Below are 22,426 nucleotides of genomic sequence, written 5' to 3' on the forward strand. Positions count from 1 at the left end.
CCGGAGCGACTATTAGCGCACGCCCTTCCTTCTTGGAACGTTCTTGGCAGCCTTCTTTACCGACTTCTTGGCTGCAGCTTTCAAGGTCTTTCGCGGTTCCACGCGTGCCTTGACTCCTTTATCCAGAGAACGCCGGGCCGCAGTTGCCGGGCTGGCCGCGGACTTGCGCGGCTTCTTTGCACCTGCGCTTTTAGCACTCTGCTGTGATTTCGCGTTGACTCTCGGGATGTGACTTGGGTCAAGGATACGAACTTCATGATGCCAGGGCTGCCCGCGGCGACTATTGGCTTCGGTGAGTTTCAGTGCCTCCACTACGATCCTTCGCCCGGTGCTGGTATCGAGTTCTGTTCCCTTCCATGGCGTCGTCCAGAAGTGGATATCTACATGCTGGAGAATTGCGCGGACGGTATCGGACAGGACGTCCGGGTCGAGCAAGTCCAGATCATCTGAAAGCTTTACCCGGTGCTCGAGGTTCTCGCAGATAAAATTGGTCAGTGCATAAAGCGAAACCTTGTGAAGCAGCCGGGAACCCTTTTCCCAGGCTGATGCATAGACCTCGCTCACCGTCTTCCAGATCTGTAGGAAGACATCTACCTCGTACTCTTCTATCAACAAATACGCGGAGCGCTCCTTGACCTGGTCAAGCGCGGCCTCGATGGCGTTTAGTGGAATGCTACCTTTAGGATTGGTCGGCATCTTGATCATGCCTTCAAACGGCGCGCTTCGATCGATCACCTGCAGGTCTTCATAGACCTCGTTGTCCATGCCGAGAGTTACGCCTGCACTTTCCACCAGGCGGGAGTTCAGGCGCTTGGGGTTGTAGTTGAGATTAAGCGCGCGCACATGGTCTTTGCTGACCTTGGTCGGGGTGTTGTTGATGACAATGAACTGAAAAGCGCGCTCAGCTCCGTCCGCGCCGACGATAGCTATAACGTTCAGGGGTAGGTCGGGATCGAATTCATTAGCACCAAAGACGCGATGCTGGCCATCGATGATCAGGCCTGGCTTCTTTTCGCCGTCAAGTACAACGCGCAGCTTTCCGGCCGTTCCCTGGCTTCGTCCCGAGGGTGTGAACTCCACGCCCTCTTGGTCCAGAGCAACGATGACAGACGTTGGAATGGTGTTCTTCGGAGAGGCCGCGAGGAACCTTTTTACTTTGGCTACCTTCATCGGACGCAATGCACGCTGCGCCGCGGTTCGATTCTCCTTGCTCAAACGCTCGACATCAGCCCAAGCGGCGATCTCGCCAGCAGGGGCATGGAAAAGGATGAACTCAGGCGAATTCTTTGCCACGCCCCTTTGTGAGTACAGCAGGGCGTCATAAAGATAGTTATCGGCCTTTCTCTTCCTGGTCGCCATGCTTAAGTCCTCGTCATCATGAGTAGTTCGGTGAACACGTAGTGCTTGTCATCGCGATAGTCTAAATCGGGCCGAATGGGGCCTAGTTCGAGCGCCGCCTCCTTAAGTGTCATGGTGCGCTTGATCGTATCCCTACCATGCCCAGACGCCCGATCCATGAGACGGGCGAGAGCTAGTGGTATCGTCACCTCAAGCTCCGGATTGGACTTTTGGTCTTTAGCTGCTCCTTCAGAGCCCTTACTCCAAAACGTGTTGTAGACCGGGCCGGACGCCCACGACAGGAGCGACTTTCGGACGTTGTTGCATTTGAAGCACGCTGGAAGCAAGTTGTCTGCTGAGGTGGAGCCGCCGAAGCAGAGAGGCCATAGGTGATCGGCTGTTCGCTCGGCATGCTTGTCATCCTTGGAGGAGGCTTTCGCGATCAGCTTCTTTCCGCAGATGTAGCAGTTGGCAAGGTCTTTGACCAGCGTCTTCTGCAGCGCGAGATTCATACCCCGCGAGCGCTCAGACGCAATTCTTCCAGCGTGGAAGAGCCGCTCAATGAAATGGCGATCGCGATTGATCGCGATTGGCAAATCCAAGTGCTTAATGCCACGCTTGACATCATCGGGCTTAGCGCCAGACCCGACGGCGCGGTGGACTTCCCGTGATGCAATGATGCATCGCACAAAGACGTCGGTTGTAGCGGAGAGTTGGACGAATTCGGAGAAATACTCTTTCGAGCCGAGGCAATCAAGATCGACTCCACGATCCTCATCCGTACTCGAGACGTTCAGTGTCAGCCCAAGTCCGCGATGCAGACAGAGGAATACCTCTTCGCCGGGCGTGGAAGGGTTCCAAAGTGTCGTCCGGGTACTGTGCTTGGGCATCCGTGCCACTCCCCCCTGTGCCAGGGATAACTGTCGGTTCGCGCATTCTAAAAGGTGGGGGTTTCTTGGTCTATAAGGCGTTGGCAGATCATGCGGCGTTCGAGGAGCGATAAATAGGAGTTTGCGCAGAAGACCCGTATGCACTCTCGCCTATGCCTGGTCGGCGCAGGCGCTCTCTGTGGATGCTGGCCTCACTATGCGGAGCGCAGCGCCTACCCTGAGCAGTTCGCTGGATGGGGGCACCCAGAAGCTTCAATCATGCCTCGCGAGCTACCCGGGAAACGCTTGCGTTGACTGCTGGTCACCCAAGACCCGCGGCAGAAGCTGACGAATGGCCCCTTGGCTTTTGCAGATCGCTCGTCAGGATCTCATAGATGTTGAACTCGACAGGGTCCCAGGAAGGATCCGCTTTTATGGCGTTCACGGCATCGGCAATATTGGCCGCTTGACGCTCTCCTATACCAAAGAAGCCGCCAAGGATCTCGGCCACCGGGGCTGGACTAGGACAGGCAAGAGCGCTGCGGATCGTTTTCTCGAAGTGAACCAGCACCTCTTGCTCTACGACCTCGGAGGCTAAAGAGTTCTGTGGCAGGTGATTCAAGGACCTTACGACATTTACGTAAATGTCGGTCAACTCCCCGATCATCTCAATCGACTGCGGATAGCTGTCGCTATGGAACGGCTTGCCCTGTTCAAGCAGATAGGAGGCACCATTATGCGAGACGTTGCGGTTCTTGTTCCTATGAATCCCTGCGTTGTGGACGGTGTTACGTCTGGCACCGAGAAAGGAGACAAGTTCCTTGTCCTTATTGATGTCTCGTGCGTACGCCTTCTTGTCGACCATCTTGTAAAGAGCGTTGAGTTTGTCGGGAAATGGTACGAAGGATCCTCGTATATTGAGAGCTTGGTTGACGAGCTTCCTTTGACACTCGGGCGAGCTTGCCGCGCCAGCAAGCTCGATTAGCTTGGACGCCTTGGAGGTACGGCTCTCGCTATACGCAGTATCCAATTCAGGATAGCCGTCATACAACTTGGTGATCCAGTACTCAAAGCAGGAGAATGCTGAGACCGTGAAGTCCAGCATCATGCTGCTGACCATGTGATTGACTCGGCCAACAAACAGTTCTCGGATGTCCGAGAGTGACGCATGGAAGTCCCCCTGTGATATTTCGGCAAGCTCTCCGCCTACGGTAACGTGCGTTGCGATGCACTTGTCAGCACGCATCTCGTCCACCAGTTTCGGGATCAGGTGCCTCGCGCCCACGCTGGAGACCTCCTCGTTGATCATCATGAACAGCGGGAGATCGCATACGCTTCTAAGAAGCGAGAAGTAGTTCTGAACTTCAATGAAGGGAAGGTTGTTCCTATTAATGTGGTAACTATCTATCAACAGATCCTTTTCAAGGAGCGTTGCTTTGCTCTTCAAGGACATGAAGGCGGATATTATCGCCTTGTGATTTGCATCGAAGGTGCTCATTCGGGCCTTTCAATTCAGATGTTCAGGGTGCAGGAGGCGCATTAGACGCACCAGCCACGCAGGAGCGCTGTCCAATGCGAGCCGTCGAGTCTATTAGCGCTCGATCGTGGGGGTCCACAGTCCACACGGAGACGCGCACGACAGCAGATGCCGGCCGCGAGCAGCCCGGCAACCAATCTTTCGTGGCTGGATCTCTCGGCAGTTCGAGCCAGCGTTAGCTGGTTGGGAGAATCTCACCTTTCATAGATGGCCAGAACGTTGATGTCGCCGCCGCTTTTGAGGGTGCCAACAATTCGTACACCGTTGCTGAAGGCCCTTCTGATGAAGGCATGCCCGAAAACGCCAGTCGGATAGCGCCCATTGGGCACCATGTGCAGATGCAGTGGAGAAGGGAAGCCCTCGCTTCCCCAGGCCATCCGGAAGTCCACCCAGTCGAAACGCGCGTTGTCGTTCCTTCGTGCGGCATCTTCAAGGACCTGCATAGCTGTACTTGCGTCAAAGCGGTCCGCCAGTTCCTTCCACCGCTCCGCTTTCTTATCCCGGTCCATTCCTCGAGCGAATCGTCTAAGAGGTGCATCTGCGGTAGATAGCGCAAGGATGAGTGAGTCATACACGACGTCGAGCTTGCCGTTCATGAACTCACCTGCGATTGGCATGATCTTCGTGAGCTTTGGTGCGTCAATGAGTACGATCGGACGGGGGCCTGGCCTGGCGCATGTCTCGTCCAATATCTCGTACTTTTGTTCTGTTTCCGAGTCGGCGGTGAACACCTTGGTGCTCACAGGATCGACCCGAAGAACCCTATCCGGGAAGTTGAGAAGGTAGAAGGCGACAATCTCCTCCAGAAGTCGCTCAGGGGTTCGCGGGATCTCAAGTTGTCGAGAGAGAGAAGCTGCATCCTCTTGCGTCTCGCGATGCTCAAACTTTCCCTTCAAGGCCAGCTTTACCACAAAGGGAACTTCCCCGGATCCCTTACCCTCTGCGCCCAAGCGTTGCTGGGTGATCCACTTGTCTGCCGTTGATTCAGATTCGGATTTTATGATGCTCTCCGGCCGGATTACGGCATCATGAAATCGCTCGATCAGAAGCGTGTCCATCGCCATTGGCGCATCTACGAGGAACCAGAAAAAGCTGAGATCGTTGGTGCGAAGTGTTGCGCCTACTGGGCTAGGCTGGGTCATGCTGTTCCTCCTGAATGCGTTCGTGAGTTTCTTTAGCCACTTCATGATGTGCCTTTGACTCTAGTGGAGCCGACAACGTGAGGCGCCTGAAAAGAAGCCATGGCTGGCTTTCATATCAACGGCGTGAATTTTTGAAAACTTCCGCGTCGAGATATCGTCCTACTTTTCTATGGACGCGTGCGACAAGCAAAACGCGACAAAGCCAAAGGCCTATGTGACACGGCACACGTAAATGCGGCGATCTTATGTAATCATCAGTCTCGTATGCGACGCCGGAACCCGATCCTGCGCGCGCCCTGGGCGAGGCATAAGAACAACCGTGAATCGGTATGCCCTCTGATGTCCATCACGTAGCCGATAAGAACAACAGAAATTAGTACAACTTCGTGCTTAGCCCCCAGCGTCTTGTATGGTCGTCATGGTGGATTGTCCCTTCCATGGACAGCCCGTACGAAATCATCGTGGCTCAACTGGCACAGCGCAAACTCTCCTCGACTGAGCGGGCGTTCCAGTCTTGCTAGCACTTTAGGGCCGGCAAGGTAGAAAATGAAGGGGCCGGCATTGAAGAACACGTGTGCTGATGCACGTTTCCACTTCTCTATGAACTGTTTACTTGACCCCATCCAGGTCATGATTGCGAACTTTCTTCCATCGATATCAACAGGACGAGACTTGAAGTCCAGCGACAAGCCAAAGCTATGACCAAGGAAACTGTTCTCACTGTGAATGTGGACAAGCCAGAGCATCCGGTGATCTTGCTTATAGAATGCCTCTCGAGCGTCTCGCTCGGCTTCGCTGATAGCAGAGTGCTGCAGTTCGAGGACAGTGGCATCAGGCTCGCCGCCATTCACCAGAACGTCGGCGCGATGCAGTTCTCCTGATGATCCATCTCGCAACGCGATCTCACGGCAGTTGACTTCGAACTTCTCTTTCCAACTCAGATGCCAAGGGCCCTCCGGTTCGCTCCAGGAATCACAGTCGCCGGCCCTGTGCCTCCAATGCGGGACGTTCTCCACCGGCATGACAGAGGTGAGGAGGCCGCCGCAATCGAGGCACGTTGTTCGTTCGCCCTTCCGGCTTGGCGCGCGCTTCTGCTCATTAATCCAGGCGTAGAGCATGTCTTTGACAATCCTTTGGCAATCCATGGTCAGCGTAAGACTAAAGCGACCAGAGTCCAAGTGCTAGCCAGATGGAAAGTGCTATGAATGATGTGGGGCCACAGAATGGAAGTTGGTTCTGTCCGCCGCCCGTAGCCCGTCTTCGAGCAGTGCAAGAAGGTGCAAGCTCGTAAAAATATGCTTAGGCGATCAGGCGAGGCAGACACCCGCTATCGCCCTCGGACCACTTCCGAGGCGCTTCTGGCCACTGGCGGAGTCGGATTCCATGCAGTGGAAGTAGGCAATTCTCTATGGATGGAAATCTTGGACACGACCGGTATTCCTGGGCGGCGGTGTCGCTATTGGCACCAGTATGTGAATTTCAATCAACGACTTACGAAGCTCCCTCCGCCCGGAGCATCCACCCGTGAGTCTCGTCAATTAATGTGCGTCACCTTGCATCATGACGTTCGCCAGCAGCACCCGGTTTCCCAGCAGATCAGTCTCGGCCAAGCCGAACAGACTGGCGAGGAAGTGAGGCAGGGTGTGCGCCCTGGAACTGGGCCAACACTCGAGCTCACCGAGCATGTCGGGTAGTAGATCTTGGAGGTAGCGGGCAGCGGCGTCGAGGTCGTTCATATAAGCGACCGTAACATTCATATTCAACCGTAACAGGTATCGGTGACAGTCGAATTTATCTGTTACGGTCGCGCACACGATCGACCCTGCTACCTAGGAAGGCGAGCGCCCCGTTCAGACGCAAACTGCTCCCGCAACTCACTGGTCGGGAGCTGACGGAGGGCCGCCAGCCCCAAGTCGTACTGGCCTTATAGCTATAATGTGTGGATCGAGCTATGGAGGCCCAAGAACCTCTGACATCGCTCCCCCTCGCGGCATTCCATTGACCTTCCGCAGACCGCCTTCCAGATCGCGCGTTACGATCCCCGGCGTCCCCTGAAATCCAAGGGACGTCATCAGCAACTGTTCTTTTTTCCAATTCGCGCTGAATACGTGCGGGAATCGCTTTGAGGGGATCGGTGCCACGGCCCGGGGCCGCAAGCTCGTTCTGCCTCAGCACAGCCGACGGACCCGGAGCGGTCATGATCGCAGCAGCCTTGCCGGCAGTGTCCTTACGGATCACACCAACCATGATGCGCCGCAACTGGACCTTGCCACTCTCCACCCAGGGGCGCGCCGCCTGCCAGAAATGATGGCGGTACGGGCAGTTTGCGTCCGTGAACACGTAGACCACCTTCGGCGCGTTCTTGGACCCATCCAGAATCCATGACGCAGCTTCAAGCTGCTTCGCCGCGCTATCGGCCATGGCTTTGCCACCAGTCGCGCAAGTGCTTTCTGGTCCAGTATCTTGCCGTCGGCACTCACGCGCGTGCCCACGACCGCACTGCCATCGCTAAGTATGTAGATGGCCAGCGGGTTTCCGCCGGAGGAACCGGCGAACGCACCGACTTGAGTCCCGGTGGGGAAACTCGCCCATGACCTCCACACCCTGCTGCGCGATGGCCTCAAGGACCTTTGGCTTCGATGGCTCAGCCGCCACCCAGCTGATTCGGCGGCGCATGTGGCGTAGGCTACGTACTGGCTACGACGAATCATCGGAAAGCAGGATGAGCAGACCCAACTCAGTAGAGGACAAAGCGTTGGCCGCTCTTGACCGTCTGGTGAAGCGACGCCCAACGAATGAATTGCTGAAAGCGAAGATGGCCGCAGGTCATCGGATCATCACACCAACTTCGGTCGCGGCGGAGGCGGGCGTAAATAGAGGAAGCTTTGGATCAAGGCACGCTCGACTGGGGCATGTCTGGCTCAAAATTCAAGAACTAGCTGAGGAGGAGAAGCGCGGCTCAGTGACTGAAGAGCTGACCAAGCTTAGAGCCGAGAATGCAAGGTTGAAGGCTCTTTTGTACAAGACAAATATCCACAACGCTTCCCTTCAACTCGCAGTGTCCCGGCTTCAGAAAAGAAGTGCCAACAGGGATGAAGCGGCCAATGTCGTCAACTTCCGCCGGAACGATCGGAGGCGTCCCCGGTAGCCTTGGATATCATCTTCAGAACTGCTCGACTCTGAACGATACGACTCATGGCAATCTTTGATCGCTGGTCTTTAGAGTTGATCCGATCTGCTTGGACAATGGCCTGATTCTTCAGAAGTCGATCCTCCCAGAAGTCCCGATGCTCTGGGAGGATGATGCAGCACTTGCACCCCGCACACAGGCCGGGCGATCGTACGCCGAAGTCTGGCGAGGCACGGACGGTGAGCAGGCTTGCGTCTGGATTGCAACTGGAGCGATCAGGCACCATATCGATCAGACAACTCGCGTACGTCCCTGTCCATATCCGCAGGTCGGTGAGCTTCACGTATGCTACGGCCTTATCAATCAGTGTTTCTCCGTCCATCACTGACAGTGCCTTGGCCATTGATTCGGCATGCTGCATGAGAAGCCGCTGTGCCGGTCCACCCCCGATCGGCTTGCCAAGAGTGATTTGAACGAGGAACCTGGAGGTCTCCATGACTCTCTCTCCTTCTAGATTCTCGAGCAGCGCTGCGTCGTTGCCGATGTACCCTTGATCCGTGATCTGCTCGCTCATGTGACGGAAGTGGGTCCGAAGTGCAGGCATAAGCTCCGGCTTGGATCGGAAGACGTAGTGCGCAAAGGTGATCCTCCATCGCTGTGGGCGGAGGGATCTCACCTCGTAGATAGCTTGCGTCATCTCAATTCCACGCTTCTTAGTGAGGGCCTCAACGGCGAACTCGCGCTGCAGGAGAGAGTTTCGGTTGGCTGTCATTCGGCCAATTCCATCAGCACCGGATGGAAGGGATTTGGCGTGGGAGAAGCTGAGCATCAGCGTGCTGCTGCCAGAAAGAGCTCTCCAAGGCTCCATTAGTCGAACCAACACTTCGATGGACTTCAGAACGATCGGCAGGTGCTTTGTACCCAATGGACGCAGCCCGGCTGTCCACTCATGGCGAGTCGCTTCCCTTTTGGCTGAAATGCCGCAGATGGAGAAGACCTCCATCAGTCCGTCTAGAGAAATCACTGATCTGATCACGCCGTGCTGTAGCGTCGGATCGTGGTCCAAGGATAGGCCTATCAGCTCATGAGCTCGAATCCCAGTGCATGCCTGCAGCAACGTGCTACATGCGCTTTGAGTCATCAGAATTAAGCGTCTGAGGGCCTGAGTTCCGCTAATTTCGCGCTCGTCCCCAGCGTCATCAATCCGATCCGTTGCGAGCAGGGGCTCATGCCAAGGCGTTAGTGTTCCTGGGATCGGGCTCATCTGGAACTCCTCGATGTGCCGTTTGATCTCACGAAGACATATGATTCGTCTTGGTCCCTTGGCGCTCCTTGCGTCGATGAGCATCGGGATGATCTCAGCCTGAAGTCTGATCACATCTTCCGAACCGTGTTCGATCCATTCATATGCGTAGGTGAGGATTGGCACCGAGATCTCGTCCGGGATAGGCAGCAATCCACCCGTTCGAGCGAGCCCAAGCGGCCCGGTCACAACGTCATAGGTTTTTCTTCCATCAAACGGTGCTTCGCAGGGTGCCTGCCCACCTCTGGCGCGCAAACTGTCCGCGAGCTCGTAGATCTGTGTAAGTGGGTGAATGAGCTTGTAGGCAGTGGCATGCGTCCACACTCTGTCTCGACCGGCATCACCTCCGGCCATGATGTATTGCTCCTCGAGACCTTCGACATACTCCCAACTCACAGCTGTGGATATGTCGAAAAGCGTGCGGATTTCCCGCTCCCCCATGAACTTCACCAGCTCCCTCATGCCCATGTAGGTAGAAGGGATAGATCCAACCGTCATGCGTACCGCTTCATCGACGATGGAGGTCTTGAGGTAGCACTTCAGTTCATCCAGTAGTCCTCTGTGTTTGTAGTCTGTGAGTAATTCTCCGCGCGCAACTGGGATTGCCCAATCAACGGTGACGAACTCTCTCTGTTGGCCGACAGTGGTTTGAGCGAACGTCCAGACATTACTGTCATAGTCCACCTGGAATGAAGGGTGCAGGGTTGCCGCCTGCGCTGATTTGACCTTTCTTACTGCAGGCATAGCCTTACCTCTAGAATGGACGCTCTACTAACGGTGCGGTCCGAACTATTCAAGTGTGGGGAGCAACGTCAGCATGATCATCGCCGCTTGTTGTCGATTCGCATTTGTGCTCACAGCAGGAATCCAAGAGTCGCGGAGCGCGAGGTAAGCGTTCTCGAACTTTCGCCGCCATATCTCGCTCCCAAGCTCTGCCCTAGCTTCTTCGTATAGCTCCTGCAGTTGAAGAAAGCGGGCGAGCGCGTAGGCTTCATTTGAGTCAGCCGCTGCGAGCGGGCACGCAGGGCAAGCACCATAGCTGGTGCAGAGTTTGCCCTGGCGCTGACCCGGTTGCGGACTTTGGAATGGATCTGCGCAGCAGAAGCCCTGCGTGGCTGCCGTATGCTCACGGTCACTCCGGGTTGAGCGCGTATCAATACTTCCATTTGAAGTCACCCAGCGCTCTTGGGCCGCCATGGCTCCTGCCATCTGTTCCTTTTGCCGACGCTGCATCGTGGTTGTCTGATAGCTGTCTTGACCAGTTGACAGCAGCCGATGGCCCAGCATTGCTCTGAGCTCGAAGGCGTCGCCATCGGTCAGTCCATCAACCATTTCAGAGAACGCAAGCCTATTTGCGCGGGAGCCGGAGTACTTGAGCCCCCTTCGTTTGCAGAACAGCGTGATGTAACCGGTCACGCGCGTGTTTACATCGTCGGTTCTGCATGAGTAGGAATCAATGAGCATTCCTCGGCGCTTGTGCCGCCCACCTTCGGATACTGCGTGCAGGAAAAAGTCATTGGCAAGCTTGCCAACAGCGTAGTCTCTGATTCGTCTGGTCCAAGCTATGACGAAGCGTATCAATCTTTCCGGCGCTAGCGGGTGATCGCTGGCGGGGAAGGCCGCTCGCTGTGGTGACCCCTGATCGCTCTCCCCAGCCCTGTGCTTGGATGACTTGATCACCGTTCGTTTCCGTCCAAGCGGGTAGTGCTCGGATATGCCATCCAGAGTGAGTGTTCTAAGTGGCTGCTCGTTGAACCCCGAGTGCATGGCCAGTACTAGAAAGAATGGGATCAGATCACCACCGATGGGGTGCGCAAGTCTCCTCAGACGGAAGTACTCACTTTCACTGATCTTTCCTACGCCTGGGAGCTTGCGAACCTCCGCTTGGCGAGGAAAGTGACCGTCAAAGTTTGCCAGGATCTGCGCGATCGCCTCCGCCGGGTCGCTTAGCGATACAGCGTCGCCCTTACTCTTCTGAGCAATGGCACTGTTTACCCTGTCCAGAAGCGGCCATACTTCGTCCATTGTCGAGATGCATTCTTCAACAGCGGCCTTCATGACGTTGGCCCAAGCCGCACGGTCAAGCTCTTTCGGATTGCTCTTACGTGGCAGGCCTGCGAACGGCTTTGTGGGAATACGGATCACCTGCCAGCGTGGATCCATTTCGTGCAGCGCAAGCACGACCTTCTTGAAGGTCCCGTAGTAGTGACGCTGCGTCTGCACCGCGAGCGTGATCGGGTGCGTGGCATCCCTTCCTTTCAGATAGGTTAGAAACGATTCGCCCAAGTCCATCGGAACGTCATCTGGGCCGTTTATCTCCACTCTTGTTGCGCCTAGGTACTGCACCAGGCCACTCACCATGTTATTTGCTGAAGAGGATCTACTTGTCTCTCTGCTATTTTTGTGGGCTCTGCAGAAGGCTTCGGCGAAGATTGGTGCCGCTGCACCTATGCTCCTCCACCGGCTGAGGTTGACGATGTTGTCGCGTTGGTCTCCGGCGCGTCTGAACGCCGCTTCCAGGCGGTCAGTGCTCTCGCGTACATCCCATTTCTTTGTTTCGCCTACCTTGTCCTCATCTCCTAAGGTGTGCCGCAGGTGGGCGGTCCTCTTTCCTGCCACGTTGTGCTCCACTCCATATTGATTCTGCTTTGAGGATGTTGGTCGGTTACATCCGAGGTCATGCGCATGAGTTAGCGGCGGAACTCTCTACTCAAGCTTTTCCGGCCGCTACGCCAAGTCGCATGAACGATTGACCTTCAATGTGCAGCCTGATGGACTCCCTGGTTTCGCTCTCGAAGGCATTCGCGCTTCTCAGGTAAATGGACTCGGTCGTCTCCCTGAGACTGTGTCCTAGTACTGACTGAACATACTTGATCGCATCCATGTCGCCGTTTGCGCGCTTCTCCATGTACGTGTACAAGGCGAATGTGTGTCGAAGTGCATGGATGGTTATCCGCTCGCGCTGCGTTGATTCATAGCGAGCGAGGTCGAGCTCTTTGGATAGCCGCTTGAGCAACCTGTCTTTGGCGAGAGCGAAATGGCGATCGAACGTCTGGGGAGTTATCGGATTACCCGCGTGCCTGCGGTCGTTTACGTCCAGGACGAATAGGACGCCATGATCCCCCAGTTTGCGGTACCGAAGTCGGAGGTCAGTAAGGACCTGCCGAGTACCCTTGGCATAGCGTTTCAGCGCCTCCAGTAGCCAAACTGGTACTGGAACATTGCGCTTCTTGTTGCCCTTCCCGACAACTGGGATGGCAACTGCGGTAAGTGGATCGCGCCCTTCGGTACGCGTTTTAAGGATGGTGAGCGCTTGCACATCGCACACTTCAGACCGCCTCAGACCGGCGTGGTAGCACAGCTCAGCCATCAATCGCTGCGCCGTGGTCTCGAGTGCAAGTTCAACGACCCCGTTTCTTTCGACCACGGGGTTAGGGCCTAGCTCGTCGAGAATGCCTACGACAGTCTCGGGATGCAGCGCAGTAATTAGCTCGTCAGCGTCGTTCAGCCCAGGCAGATTCACGTCAACATCGAGAACTTGAACAGTTCCTCGCTTTGTCTGCTGGCTCAGCAGCGCTGGCGGCTTTCTTAGATAGCCCCGTTTCACACAGAAGGCGACTAGCTTGGTCACGGTCGACCATCTTCGGTGGATGGTCGCGGCGGCAAATTTCTCGAGGGTCACCGCGGAGTCCAGGTCCGTCAATGTGTCCGCGTAGGCTTTGAGGAGCTGCTCGTCTACGTCCGAGACGCGCTTTTTCCTTGCGTCCAAGAAGTGATGGAAGTCGGTGAGGTCAGCCGCTATTGCTGCCGTCGTATTCTTGCTGCATGCAAGCTTTGGATTCCGGTCAATGGTGAGATGAGAATCTGCAAAGAACTCAAAAGCAGGCTGAACGAGTGATCCGTCCGACCTGCTGACTAGAAAGCAAAAGCCCTCGGGCAAGGGTACGCCTTGCTCACCCGTTGTCACCGTCGCTGGTGAAGTGATCGCATGCGCGGTGCAGATTTCGACGTCGTAGGCCATGGCGCCGAAAGCTATCAGGTACGCGAAAAATTTTTTGGCGCGTGAGCCTTACGGTACATTAACAAATGGAATGAGAATCAGATCTGTTTTTTACTCTCATTGATTCAGTGGTTTACGCCTGATCGTGAGCCTACTGGTACGCTTGATGTGAAGGACGGCCCAAACTCTAGCAGGGGCGAAGTGCGCAAAAGCCCAGCGGATTCGGTCATCGCGTACTCGAGTTTTTCTCTTTCACTATCAGCTTGGGGGGTCCGCCTGACCCTGGCAGTCGATAGCACGCGGTCTATGGCTACCGAAGCGCGCTGGCAGTGAGTTGGCATGAGCAGATCGGAGACGACGCGCCTGCTGCTGCGCATCCTTCGGCGAATCGTATCGGCTGGAACGGCGTGTGCGTGCGGCGCTTCCACATTAATTTCTGCCGGCGCAGATAGGGGTGCCGTAGAAGGCCTGCAGCACCTTCACTGAGTGCGGCCTTTCGATTGCCGTCTTCGGCGTCTCCAGGACGAACCCTATCGAAGACCTACTTGAGGCCTCTTCGCATGGTGGTCCATATCTGTTCTATTTGTGGGAGAGAACGAACCATGCATGCGTGCTCTTGCGCAGCGCCATCGAGACGACGCTGTCATTGAAGCTGACCTTCGGTCTTGCGGGCCGGGTTGGATGCACTCTCCAGTTGCATGATGCGATCGGTCAGGCGAGCAGTTGCGATCTGCAATCCGTCATCGTCTGCCGAATACGGAGCAGCAAACAACGGTATCTCGACCCATAGGCTCTCTTGCCTGTCATGCACGTATGGGCCGTGGTCATCCAGCAGAAGGGCATCGCCCAAGTGGGGGGAGACATAGGAGAGATCCTTTGTCTTTCCAGACCAATGGATGTAGCGAAGTCCGGAAAACCATGCCGGTACACTGCCTTCCGTAGCCAGCAGTCCCGCAATGCTTCGGGCGAGTGCTTCGGGAACCGTGGTGAACAGCACGAGTTCCTCGAACTGAGATCGGACATCCTCAAGGAACAGATATAGGCCTGGGCGAGGGATCTGACTGACTGCGTTCGAGATGAGCGTGCCTTCGAGGTCCAACGCCAAGATGGTTGGCTTCATAGGGAGTTCCTGCTGTGATCTTCTGACTCAGATTAATCGTGTCGTTAGGTGGCTGCCTATTGCGTAGAGCGAATCATGCTAGTTCGGTCTACGCATCCTGGATGCATTCCGCGACCACTCACTTCCTCTGGATTGCTTCTGAGACTTCTATAGCCCAACGAGAGGTGTGGATGATCCGGGCCTCCTGCAACTGCTCTTGGAGGATCTGGCGCTTAGTGAGCTGAGACACCTCTTCCCATTCATTCCTGAAGATGTAGGTGGCGTTGCCTGTCTCCGGGCTCTCGAACACGTACCGATTCTTTCGCGTGAACCCGAAGACGATGTACTCACTGAAACCGCCTAATCCTACTGCCATAAAGTCTGGCTCGTGACGAGTGATGGTCCGGATGCGCTGTCGAGCGGCTTCGCGATCGCTTTCGGTAAGCTGCTCCAGATAGTTATCCAGTACCTGCATCGCTCGATCGAACGGGAACTTCCCAGGAGGAAGAATGCGCCAGTTGACCTTCTCGATCCTGACCGGCACCGCAAGGTTCGGGTCAACGATTTCAAAGTGTGGAAAGCACTCCAGGTAGAGGTTGAGGAGATTTGCAATGCTCTCTTCTGGCTCAGTCCGATCAATGATCCTGGTAGCCATTGCGATACCACTGTCTGTCTCCACGGCGGTGAGGAACTCACCAGGTGGTGCAATGTGTTCCCGGGGATAGGTTTCGTAAGATCTTGTCTGAGTGCCGTGGTGGGTTTGCCCGTGCCAGTCCTTCCACGACCTGTTGATCGATCGAGACTTGGTGATCATCGGAAGGTCCTTTCTGACGATCTCTTTGCCCCGGGCATTGAAGAACGTCGCGGGCCCTTCGGCGCTTGGCACAATGGAAGCACCCGCTAGCGGAACGCCGTCAAATCCCAGCGTCGCTGCTTGGTCCTCTGTGAGAGGGCTGCTAAGGAGACGAAATTGTGGCAATCGCTCAATCGTGCTTCGGTAGACTGATAAACCTCTCACTTGCTTGGGCATACGCTAGTCCTTGTCATGAGGAAGCGGGATAGCCAAATACGTTTAGAGAGCCATCTGAGCTTACTACGCAGGAGGGGCTAGTTCAGTTTCGGGGAGATGGTATCAGCACTCGGGAGCCTGTTACTCCTTGTCCCTGTAAGCACCGCTCCGACTGGATCCTTCGCTCGTAACTGCTGCTACCACGCTTTCCCTCTGGTTAGAAAAGTTGACCTTGTGGCGACTTCTCCTGGGGAGGTTGGAACAGATGAGTGGCGAGCGCTGGCAGCCTCGTGAAACCGAGCTCACGATGCTTTTTTTCAAATCGCTTGCGGATCAAGTCCGCCACCGGTCCGGTTCCGGACATTCTGGTGCCGAAGCTGGCGTCGTACTCCTTCCCGCCATGCATCTGTCGCATCAAGCTAAGCACGTGCGCGGCCCGATCAGGGTAGTGCAGCTCGAGCCATTCTCTCCAGATATCTTTGATCTCGTTAGGTAGCCGGAGAAGCACGTAGCCAGCGGCCCGGGCACCGTGTTCGTGAGCTGCCTGAAGTATAGCTTCTAGGTCATGGTCCGTGATCATGGGGATGACAGGCGCGATCAGAACCCCTACCGGCACTCCCGCCTCGTGCAGTTGGTTCATTGCTCGCAGCCGGGCGTGGGGAGCAGCAGCTCGTGGTTCGAGCTTTGCCGATAGCTTCCTATCGAGCGTGGTGACAGAAAAGTAGACCGTAACCAACCGATCCTTGGCCATCGACGCCAGCAGGTCGATGTCCTTGGTGATCAAGGCACTCTTGGTGACGAAGCTCACCGGATGCTTTGCGTCGGCAAGCACCTCAAGGCATTGGCGTGTAATTTGGTAGTTCCTTTCAATCGGCTGATAGCCGTCTGTGTTGATCCCGAGAGCAATCGGTGCGCACTTGTAGTTCGACTTGCTAATTTCTGCTCTGAGCCGCTCCGGAGCATTTGTCTTCGCAAACAGGCGCGTCTCGAAGTCCAAGCCTGGTGAGAGGCTCAAGTAGGAATGGGAGGGGCGGGCAAAGCAGTAGACGCACCCATGCTCGCAGCCGCGGTACGGGTTGACCGACGCGCTAAACCCTACGTCGGGGGATGAGTTACGGCTGATGACTGTGCGCGCTCGCTCTTCCTGTACCTGAGTTCTCAACCGCGGCGCGTCCTCCATCTCGTGGTAGACCGATTCCCAGCCATCGTCGACTCCTACTGTCTCAGTGGTGTCGAAACGGCTTGGGACACGCGATGCGGCCCCTCTACCTTTGAGGGGAACTTGGGCCTTTCGAGCATCCTGTTCCACGGCAGCAACTTGGGAAGGTCGGGCTGTTAGTATTATTGCTAACCACAACCACCGCAACACCGTGGGATTCAGTTAGCTGTAGGCCATTCGGGCGTTTGGTGAGAGGGTTCTACCCAAGCTTATCCACAGCCTGCTTTTGTAAGGACCCTTGTCAGCTACGTTCGCCATGGAGCGCTTTGGCTTCGGCCAAGAAGGTTTGCATCAATGCGCGCGACCGACGTGTTGCTGCAGGCAGGGGAATGCCCAGCTGAGCGCAGAGCGAAGTCGCGTACGCCATCTGCGCACCCGTGGGCGGCTTGATGTCCCAATCGGTGAGTTGCGGGATGAGTTTCGACAGCTCTTCTGCCAAGCGGTGTTCGAAACCCCTGGCTTGACCTTCCTCTTCCTGCATTCGTCGCACCTGCATTGCGACTTGCTCACTGCCCATGGGCGAGAAGGGAAGCTCAAGCGTGAACTCCAGGTCCGGACATACGAGGTAAAAGTTCATGAGACGGGCGATTGGTACTTATAAGTAGACTACCTTTAGAGGCGTAGTCTTTAAAGTACTGGGACCACAAGCTGCTTCGTATGGTCGAGCATACGAATCAAGCGAAGCTTGCAGATGTGATCCGCGCGCATCGTATTGCTCTGGGTGTCAGCCAGGAAGTCTTTGCTGACCACATCGAAATGCACCGTGCCTACTACAGCAAGATCGAACGTGGCGAAAAGAACGTCACTCTCGCTACCTTGGAGCGCGTGGCTGATGGTCTGGGCACGTCGATGTCAGCCTTGCTACGCGCCGCAGGTCTCTAACTTTCTTCGCAGCTAATGGGCGAGGGCCAGCTCGTCCGAGAGAGGCGAGCTGGCCGTTGCTGCGCGCGCTCCTGCCGAGCCGGTGTGTTTACTGATACTGCTCTAAACCATTGATCTATAGCCCTTTGTCCAGTGAACAATCAGGGGGTATTGATACCATGCTCACAGCCGCGGTAGGGATTGACCGACTGGCTGAAGCCCACGTCCGGCGACTTGTTGCGGCTGATGATGCTGCGCGCGGTTTCGGCGCGCACTTCGGTGCGCAGCCGCGGCGCGGCGAATTCCTCGGCCTCCTCGACATCCCAGCCGTCGTGCACGGCTTCGCTGACGGTCACCTCGAAACGGCCTGCCAGATGCGTGGTGGCGCCACGGCCTTTGATCGCAATACCCATGCTCAGAGCCTATCGGCACCCCATCTCAGCGCCTGAGACGGGGAAGTAAGCGCAGCGCAGTCGGGCAAACGGGGCAGGGCTGGAACAGCCATGGCGCAGGTCTCCGATCCGCGGGCGCGTCGTTAGCAGGATTACTAACCACAGGCCCAATATACGCCGAAAACGAGGCGGTGACTGGCCTGCCGGCGTATGCGGGTCATTTCGTCCCCAAACTTGTCCACAGGCTGGCCGGCCCTGTCCGATCGGGTCCGTACAGGACAAAGGCGCGAATACGGTGACCCGGCGCGGCGCGTCAGACCGCGCCGCCGGCCGGCGCCGGTTACAGCTGCGCCAGGTAGCCCTTCACGGTGGCGTCGAGCCCGGCGTACAGCGCCTCGCTGATCAGCGCGTGGCCGATGGAGACTTCCAGCACGTCCGGTACGGCCTGCAGGAAGTCGCGCAGGTTGTCCTGCGACAGGTCATGGCCGGCGTTGACGCCCAGGCCGGCCGCCTGGGCGCGCCGCGCCGCGTCGGCAAAGAGCGCGAGCATGGCGGCCGCGTCGCCGTCTGCATGTGCCTGCGCATACGGGCCGGTGTACAGCTCCACACGGTCGGCACCGATGGCCGCGGCGTGTGCGATATCCGGGTTGCCCGCGTCCACGAACAGGCTGACCCGGCAGCCATAGGAGTGGAGTGCGGCGATCAGCGGGCGCAGGCGCTCGCCGTCGCGGGCGAAATCGAAGCCGTGGTCGGAGGTGAGCTGGCCGTCGCCATCGGGCACCAGGGTGGCCTGGGCCGGGCGGGTCTGCGCGCACAGCGGCAGCAGCCCGGGGTAGCCGTCGCGCGGGGGCGCGAACGGGTTGCCCTCGATGTTGAACTCCACCCCACGCCCGGTGGTGAGCGCCGACAGCGCCAGCACGTCTTCGGCATGGATGTGGCGGCGATCCGGGCGCGGGTGCACGGTGATGCCGTGGGCGCCGGCATCCAGGCAGGCCGTGGCGGCCTGCACCACGTCCGGGTCGGCCCCGCCGCGCGAGTTGCGCAGGACCGCGATCTTGTTGACGTTGACGCTGAGCTGGGTCATGGCACTACGGGGTGTCGGTGTCGTCGGCGGCGGTCTGGCGGCGGGCCTGGCCCTGCTCGCGCAGGCGGCGCAGTTCGGCCGGATCGATCACGCTGGAGATGTCGCGCTGCAGGTTGCCGAAGCGGGCCACGTACAGGCCACGCACCCAAGCCAGCAGGAACACCAGCGCGCCCAGCAGGGCGAGCAGCATCAGCCCCCATTGGGGCGTCTTGAGGGCGAGGGCGAAGCAGCCCAGCGCCAGCAGCAGGAACAGCCAATGCATCATCGTTCTCCCCGTCGTGCCGGCAAGTGTAGCGCCGCCGGGCCGCGCGGTTCCACGTGGGCCGTCACAGCAGCGGCGAGGCCAGCCGGGCAAATGCTTCCGGAACCCGGTGCAGCCATAGCGAGCGTCGACGGTCGTTGCGGACCTGCACCGCCGCGTCGAACTCGGCGGCCAGGATCGCCTCCAGCGCGGCCACGCGATCGGCGTCGACCAGCATCATCGACAATTCGAAGTTGAGCCGGAAGCTGCGGTGATCGAAGTTGGCGCTGCCGACGATGCATACCTCGTGGTCGGCGATGAACGCCTTGGTGTGCAGCATGCGCGGGCCGTACTCGTAGATCTTGACCCCGGCCAGCAGCAGTTCGTCGAAGTAGGAGCGGGCGGCCTGGGTGACGAACCAGGAGTCGCTCATCTTGGGCACCAGCAGGCGCACGTCCAGCCCGCCCAGAGCGGCCGAGGTAAGCGCCATGCGGGCCGCTTCGCCGGGCACGAAGTAGGGCGTGACCAGCCACACGCGCTCGCGCGCCTCGTGGATGGCGGCAACCTGCAGGCGGTGGATGGTTTCCCAGGCCGAATCCGGCCCGGACACCAGCACCTGCGCATCGATGCGGCCATCCTGGCGGCTGGGCATGTCCTGTGGCCACAACTGGGCGATGGCGAAGCGCTCGGGCGGTTGGCCGGTGGCGTAGATCCAGTCTTCCACGAACACCAGCTGCAGACTGCGCACGACGTGCCCGGCCAGGCGCATGTGCAGGTCGCGGTAGGCATCGGGGCGACGGCGTTCGTCTTCTTCGTCGGTGATGTTGATGCCGCCGGTGAACGCCACGCGGCCGTCGATGACGACCAGCTTGCGGTGGGTACGCATGTTCATCCACGGGCGCTTGAACGGCTTGAGCAGCTGCCGTGGGTGGAACCACGCCACTTCGCCGCCGGCGTCGAGCAACGGCTGCAGGAAGCGCTTGCGGATCGCAGACGAGCCAACGGCATCCAGCAGCAGGCGCACGTGCACGCCGGCGCGGGCGCGCTCGACCAGGGCATCGCGCAGGGCGGTGCCGGCATGGTCGGGGTTGAAGATGTAGTACTCCACATGCAGGTGGTCCTGCGCGGTGGCGACCGCGGCCAGCAGCGCCCGGTAGGTGGCGGCACCATCGACCAGCCACTCCACCTCGGTGGCCGAGCTCGGCGCCAGGCCGGTGGTGGCCTGGGCGATCTTGGCCAGCTCGGTGCAGTCGGCGTCGGGCGGGCACACGCTGCTGTAGTGCTCCATGCCCGAGCGCGCGCGGCCGCGACGCAGGCGCTGCCGCTTCACTTTCTGCGGGCCCAGCAGGTAGTAGATGAAGAGGCCGAGGTAGGGCAACGCCGCCAGCGACAGGATCCAGCTGAGCGTGGCCACCGGCTCGCGCTTCTGCAGCATGATCCAGCCGGTCAGCCACAGCAGATAAAGAATATAGGCCGCGATCAGCAGCGGACGCAGGTGGGGGACGGCGTCGAGCCAGGCCGCGAGGGCAGGGTAGGTGGCGAGCATGGGCGGATGATACGGGCCGCCGACGTCGGGCGCATGCGCGGTGCTGCGGAATGAGCGAACAAGGGTATGTCGACCGTCGGCGGGGCAAGGCGGTGCAGCGCCTTGCGAGTGCAGCGCCTGGTCGCGTGGCGCGAATACGCATCGAGAACACAGGTAGTGCCGGCCGCTGGCCGGCATCCCACAGCCCCCAGTGTCCCCAACTACCACCGACCAACGGCGAGTGCGGCGGCTGTACATCTCCTGCCGGCCACCGGCCCACTGTAGGGGGTGTGGCCGTGCCGGCACTCGCAAGCATCTGCCCACCCCAACCCGCCAAGCACATAAAAAAAGCGCCCCTGTTTCCAGGGGCGCTTTCCAGTCGCGTCATGACTGCGTATTGCGATTTACTGCTGTACGAAGCCGATCTTCTTCATCTGAGCATTCTTCGCGGCAGCCAACACCTTGGCCATCACGTCGTACTCGGAGTCCGGGCTGGCGTCGATGCGCAGTTCCGGCTGGTTGGTCGGGTCCTTCTGGACCTCCTGCTCCATCCGCTGCTGCAGCTCGCCGGTTGCGACCGGGCTGTTGTTCCACGAGACCTGGTTGCTGGCGTCGATCTTGAGTTCGATCGGCGGCGGCGGCTCGACCAGCTGCGGCGGTGGGTTGAGCACGCGCTGCGGCAGGTCCACGGCGATCGGGTACGTCATGATCGGCGCGGTGACGATGAAGATGATCAACAGCACCAGCATCACGTCCACGAGGGGCGTGACGTTGATGTCGGCCATGGGGCCTTTGCCACCACCACTACTGAATGCCATGGCTTATTGCCCCTTCTCTTTGGTGGCAACGAAGCCAACGTCGAGCATGCCCTGTTCCTGCGCGATCTTCGTCATCTCATTGATGACGCGCATCTTGGTGGTGCGGTCACCACGCAGGTTCAACGGCGGCTGCGGGGTCTGCTGGGCGGCGGTCGCCAAGCGCGACTCGAGCGTCTGCTTGTTGATTTCCTCGTCGTTCCAGTAGATCGAGCCGTCTTCCTTGACTGCCAGGGTGATGGGGCCCTTACGGTCGTTGGTGTCGTCCGGCTTCTGGACCAGGTTGGCCTCCGGCAGATCCACCTTGACCTTGTGGGACATCAGCGGCGCCGTGATGATGAAGATGATCAGCAGCACCAGCATCACGTCCACGAGGGGCGTCACGTTGATGTCGGCCATGGGGCCGCCGCTGTTACCACTACTGAAAGCCATAACGGGCTCCGTCTAGATCGTGTTGACTACGTTCTCGCCAGGTGAAGCGCGTCGCAATTAGCGAACGCGCGAACCGGTGGCGAAGAAGTCGTGCAGGTCGTGAGCGAACGTATCGAACTTGCTGATCGTGGCGCTGTTGATCTTGCTGAAGAAGTTGAAGGCGAACACGGCCGGGATAGCCACGAACAGACCGATGGCGGTCATGATCAGTGCTTCACCCACCGGGCCGGCAACGGCGTCGATCGAGGCGGAACCGGTGGCACCGATCTTGATCAGCGCGCCGTAGATGCCCCACACGGTACCCAGCAGACCCACGAACGGAGCGGTCGCGCCGACGGTGGCCAGCAGGGTCATGCCCGACTGCAGGTTGTTGCTTTCGCGGGTCACGGCCTGACGCAGGGCGCGATCGACGAACTCCGAACGGCTCAGG

Annotated in this window: 20 protein-coding genes and 2 pseudogenes; 2 read left to right on the forward strand and 20 right to left on the reverse strand. The window is 58.2% G+C overall.

Annotation, left to right across the window (positions count from 1 at the left end):
- Positions 1–12 precede the first annotated feature (12 nt).
- The 6 genes from RSA25_RS01655 to RSA25_RS01680 form a co-directional block, all read right to left on the reverse strand.
- On the reverse strand, positions 13–1,359 hold the full coding sequence (locus RSA25_RS01655) for a DGQHR domain-containing protein (RefSeq protein ID WP_332807183.1): 1,347 nt from the start codon (positions 1,357–1,359) through the stop codon (positions 13–15).
- 2 nt (positions 1,360–1,361) lie between these two features.
- Positions 1,362–2,228: an HNH endonuclease gene (locus RSA25_RS01660; protein WP_332807184.1), complete on the reverse strand. Its 867-nt coding sequence runs from the start codon at positions 2,226–2,228 to the stop codon at positions 1,362–1,364.
- 301 nt (positions 2,229–2,529) lie between these two features.
- Positions 2,530–3,705 (reverse strand): hypothetical protein, encoded by a 1,176-nt coding sequence (locus RSA25_RS01665; RefSeq protein ID WP_332807185.1) that lies wholly within the window; start codon positions 3,703–3,705, stop codon positions 2,530–2,532.
- Positions 3,706–3,938: 233 nt separating this feature from the next.
- Positions 3,939–4,886 carry a hypothetical protein gene (locus RSA25_RS01670; protein WP_332807186.1) on the reverse strand — a complete coding sequence of 316 codons (948 nt, stop codon included), beginning with the start codon at positions 4,884–4,886 and terminating at the stop codon, positions 3,939–3,941.
- A gap of 416 nt (positions 4,887–5,302) precedes the next feature.
- Complete coding sequence (locus tag RSA25_RS01675) at positions 5,303–6,004, reverse strand: hypothetical protein (RefSeq protein ID WP_332807187.1); 702 nt, start codon at positions 6,002–6,004, stop codon at positions 5,303–5,305.
- 420 nt (positions 6,005–6,424) lie between these two features.
- A complete protein-coding gene (locus RSA25_RS01680) occupies positions 6,425–6,622 on the reverse strand; it encodes a hypothetical protein (RefSeq protein WP_332807188.1) in 198 nt (65 codons plus the stop codon).
- Between the two features lie 986 nt (positions 6,623–7,608).
- On the opposite strand from RSA25_RS01680, the gene RSA25_RS01690 reads away from it, so the two are divergent.
- Positions 7,609–8,034, forward strand: coding sequence for a hypothetical protein (locus tag RSA25_RS01690; RefSeq protein ID WP_152904888.1), 426 nt, complete (start codon positions 7,609–7,611; stop codon positions 8,032–8,034).
- Here RSA25_RS01690 and RSA25_RS01695 read toward each other — a convergent pair.
- The 7 genes from RSA25_RS01695 to RSA25_RS01725 all read right to left on the reverse strand — a co-directional run bounded on the left by RSA25_RS01695 (position 7,997) and on the right by RSA25_RS01725 (position 17,223).
- Positions 7,997–10,003 carry an integrase gene (locus RSA25_RS01695; RefSeq protein ID WP_332807190.1) on the reverse strand — a complete coding sequence of 669 codons (2,007 nt, stop codon included), beginning with the start codon at positions 10,001–10,003 and terminating at the stop codon, positions 7,997–7,999. The genes RSA25_RS01690 and RSA25_RS01695 overlap by 38 nt on opposite strands.
- 105 nt (positions 10,004–10,108) lie before the next feature.
- Positions 10,109–11,950, reverse strand: coding sequence for a hypothetical protein (locus RSA25_RS01700; protein WP_332807191.1), 1,842 nt, complete (start codon positions 11,948–11,950; stop codon positions 10,109–10,111).
- A 79-nt stretch (positions 11,951–12,029) separates the two neighbouring features.
- Entirely contained in the window at positions 12,030–13,340 is a 1,311-nt protein-coding gene (locus tag RSA25_RS01705) for a tyrosine-type recombinase/integrase (RefSeq protein WP_332807192.1), read from the reverse strand.
- 622 nt (positions 13,341–13,962) lie between these two features.
- On the reverse strand, positions 13,963–14,439 hold the full coding sequence (locus RSA25_RS01710) for an NIF family HAD-type phosphatase (RefSeq protein ID WP_332807193.1): 477 nt from the start codon (positions 14,437–14,439) through the stop codon (positions 13,963–13,965).
- Positions 14,440–14,557: 118 nt separating this feature from the next.
- Positions 14,558–15,232 carry a hypothetical protein gene (locus RSA25_RS01715; RefSeq protein ID WP_285314741.1) on the reverse strand — a complete coding sequence of 225 codons (675 nt, stop codon included), beginning with the start codon at positions 15,230–15,232 and terminating at the stop codon, positions 14,558–14,560.
- Positions 15,233–15,644: 412 nt separating this feature from the next.
- Positions 15,645–16,736, reverse strand: a complete 1,092-nt coding sequence (locus RSA25_RS01720) for a PA0069 family radical SAM protein (protein ID WP_332807194.1) — start codon at positions 16,734–16,736, stop codon at positions 15,645–15,647.
- Positions 16,737–16,887: 151 nt separating this feature from the next.
- Positions 16,888–17,223: a hypothetical protein gene (locus RSA25_RS01725; RefSeq protein WP_049402921.1), complete on the reverse strand. Its 336-nt coding sequence runs from the start codon at positions 17,221–17,223 to the stop codon at positions 16,888–16,890.
- Positions 17,224–17,303: 80 nt separating this feature from the next.
- On the opposite strand from RSA25_RS01725, the gene RSA25_RS01730 reads away from it, so the two are divergent.
- Positions 17,304–17,528 carry a helix-turn-helix transcriptional regulator gene (locus RSA25_RS01730; protein ID WP_049412847.1) on the forward strand — a complete coding sequence of 75 codons (225 nt, stop codon included), beginning with the start codon at positions 17,304–17,306 and terminating at the stop codon, positions 17,526–17,528.
- Positions 17,529–17,683: 155 nt separating this feature from the next.
- On the opposite strand, the pseudogene RSA25_RS01735 reads toward RSA25_RS01730, so the two are convergent.
- The 7 genes and pseudogenes from RSA25_RS01735 to exbB all read right to left on the reverse strand — a co-directional run.
- A pseudogene (locus tag RSA25_RS01735) lies at positions 17,684–17,920 on the reverse strand (radical SAM protein); the annotation flags it as partial.
- Between the two features lie 319 nt (positions 17,921–18,239).
- Complete coding sequence (locus RSA25_RS01740; protein ID WP_332807195.1) at positions 18,240–18,983, reverse strand: pyridoxine 5'-phosphate synthase; 744 nt, start codon at positions 18,981–18,983, stop codon at positions 18,240–18,242.
- 4 nt (positions 18,984–18,987) lie between these two features.
- A complete protein-coding gene (locus tag RSA25_RS01745) occupies positions 18,988–19,245 on the reverse strand; it encodes a hypothetical protein (protein ID WP_332807196.1) in 258 nt (85 codons plus the stop codon).
- A 64-nt stretch (positions 19,246–19,309) separates the two neighbouring features.
- Positions 19,310–20,770, reverse strand: a complete 1,461-nt coding sequence (gene cls / locus RSA25_RS01750; RefSeq protein WP_332807197.1) for a cardiolipin synthase — start codon at positions 20,768–20,770, stop codon at positions 19,310–19,312.
- 383 nt (positions 20,771–21,153) lie between these two features.
- Entirely contained in the window at positions 21,154–21,567 is a 414-nt protein-coding gene (locus tag RSA25_RS01755; RefSeq protein ID WP_332807198.1) for a biopolymer transporter ExbD, read from the reverse strand.
- 3 nt (positions 21,568–21,570) lie between these two features.
- Positions 21,571–21,996 carry a biopolymer transporter ExbD gene (locus RSA25_RS01760; protein WP_012509603.1) on the reverse strand — a complete coding sequence of 142 codons (426 nt, stop codon included), beginning with the start codon at positions 21,994–21,996 and terminating at the stop codon, positions 21,571–21,573.
- 57 nt (positions 21,997–22,053) lie between these two features.
- A pseudogene (gene exbB / locus RSA25_RS01765) lies at positions 22,054–22,426 on the reverse strand (TonB-system energizer ExbB); the annotation flags it as partial.

Source organism: Stenotrophomonas sp. (assembly GCF_036662295.1).
GTDB lineage: Bacteria > Pseudomonadota > Gammaproteobacteria > Xanthomonadales > Xanthomonadaceae > Stenotrophomonas.

Coding starts and splice junctions, on each gene's coding strand:
- RSA25_RS01655 (WP_332807183.1), bottom strand. CDS start 1,359: ATGGCGACCAGGAAGAGAAAGGCCGATAACTATCTTTATGACGCCCTG.
- RSA25_RS01660 (WP_332807184.1), bottom strand. CDS start 2,228: ATGCCCAAGCACAGTACCCGGACGACACTTTGGAACCCTTCCACGCCC.
- RSA25_RS01665 (WP_332807185.1), bottom strand. CDS start 3,705: ATGAGCACCTTCGATGCAAATCACAAGGCGATAATATCCGCCTTCATG.
- RSA25_RS01670 (WP_332807186.1), bottom strand. CDS start 4,886: ATGACCCAGCCTAGCCCAGTAGGCGCAACACTTCGCACCAACGATCTC.
- RSA25_RS01675 (WP_332807187.1), bottom strand. CDS start 6,004: ATGCTCTACGCCTGGATTAATGAGCAGAAGCGCGCGCCAAGCCGGAAG.
- RSA25_RS01680 (WP_332807188.1), bottom strand. CDS start 6,622: ATGAACGACCTCGACGCCGCTGCCCGCTACCTCCAAGATCTACTACCC.
- RSA25_RS01690 (WP_152904888.1), top strand. CDS start 7,609: ATGAGCAGACCCAACTCAGTAGAGGACAAAGCGTTGGCCGCTCTTGAC.
- RSA25_RS01705 (WP_332807192.1), bottom strand. CDS start 13,340: ATGGCCTACGACGTCGAAATCTGCACCGCGCATGCGATCACTTCACCA.
- RSA25_RS01710 (WP_332807193.1), bottom strand. CDS start 14,439: ATGAAGCCAACCATCTTGGCGTTGGACCTCGAAGGCACGCTCATCTCG.
- RSA25_RS01715 (WP_285314741.1), bottom strand. CDS start 15,232: ATGATCACCAAGTCTCGATCGATCAACAGGTCGTGGAAGGACTGGCAC.
- RSA25_RS01725 (WP_049402921.1), bottom strand. CDS start 17,223: ATGAACTTTTACCTCGTATGTCCGGACCTGGAGTTCACGCTTGAGCTT.
- RSA25_RS01730 (WP_049412847.1), top strand. CDS start 17,304: ATGGTCGAGCATACGAATCAAGCGAAGCTTGCAGATGTGATCCGCGCG.
- RSA25_RS01740 (WP_332807195.1), bottom strand. CDS start 18,983: ATGACCCAGCTCAGCGTCAACGTCAACAAGATCGCGGTCCTGCGCAAC.
- RSA25_RS01745 (WP_332807196.1), bottom strand. CDS start 19,245: ATGCATTGGCTGTTCCTGCTGCTGGCGCTGGGCTGCTTCGCCCTCGCC.
- cls (WP_332807197.1), bottom strand. CDS start 20,770: ATGCTCGCCACCTACCCTGCCCTCGCGGCCTGGCTCGACGCCGTCCCC.
- RSA25_RS01755 (WP_332807198.1), bottom strand. CDS start 21,567: ATGGCATTCAGTAGTGGTGGTGGCAAAGGCCCCATGGCCGACATCAAC.
- RSA25_RS01760 (WP_012509603.1), bottom strand. CDS start 21,996: ATGGCTTTCAGTAGTGGTAACAGCGGCGGCCCCATGGCCGACATCAAC.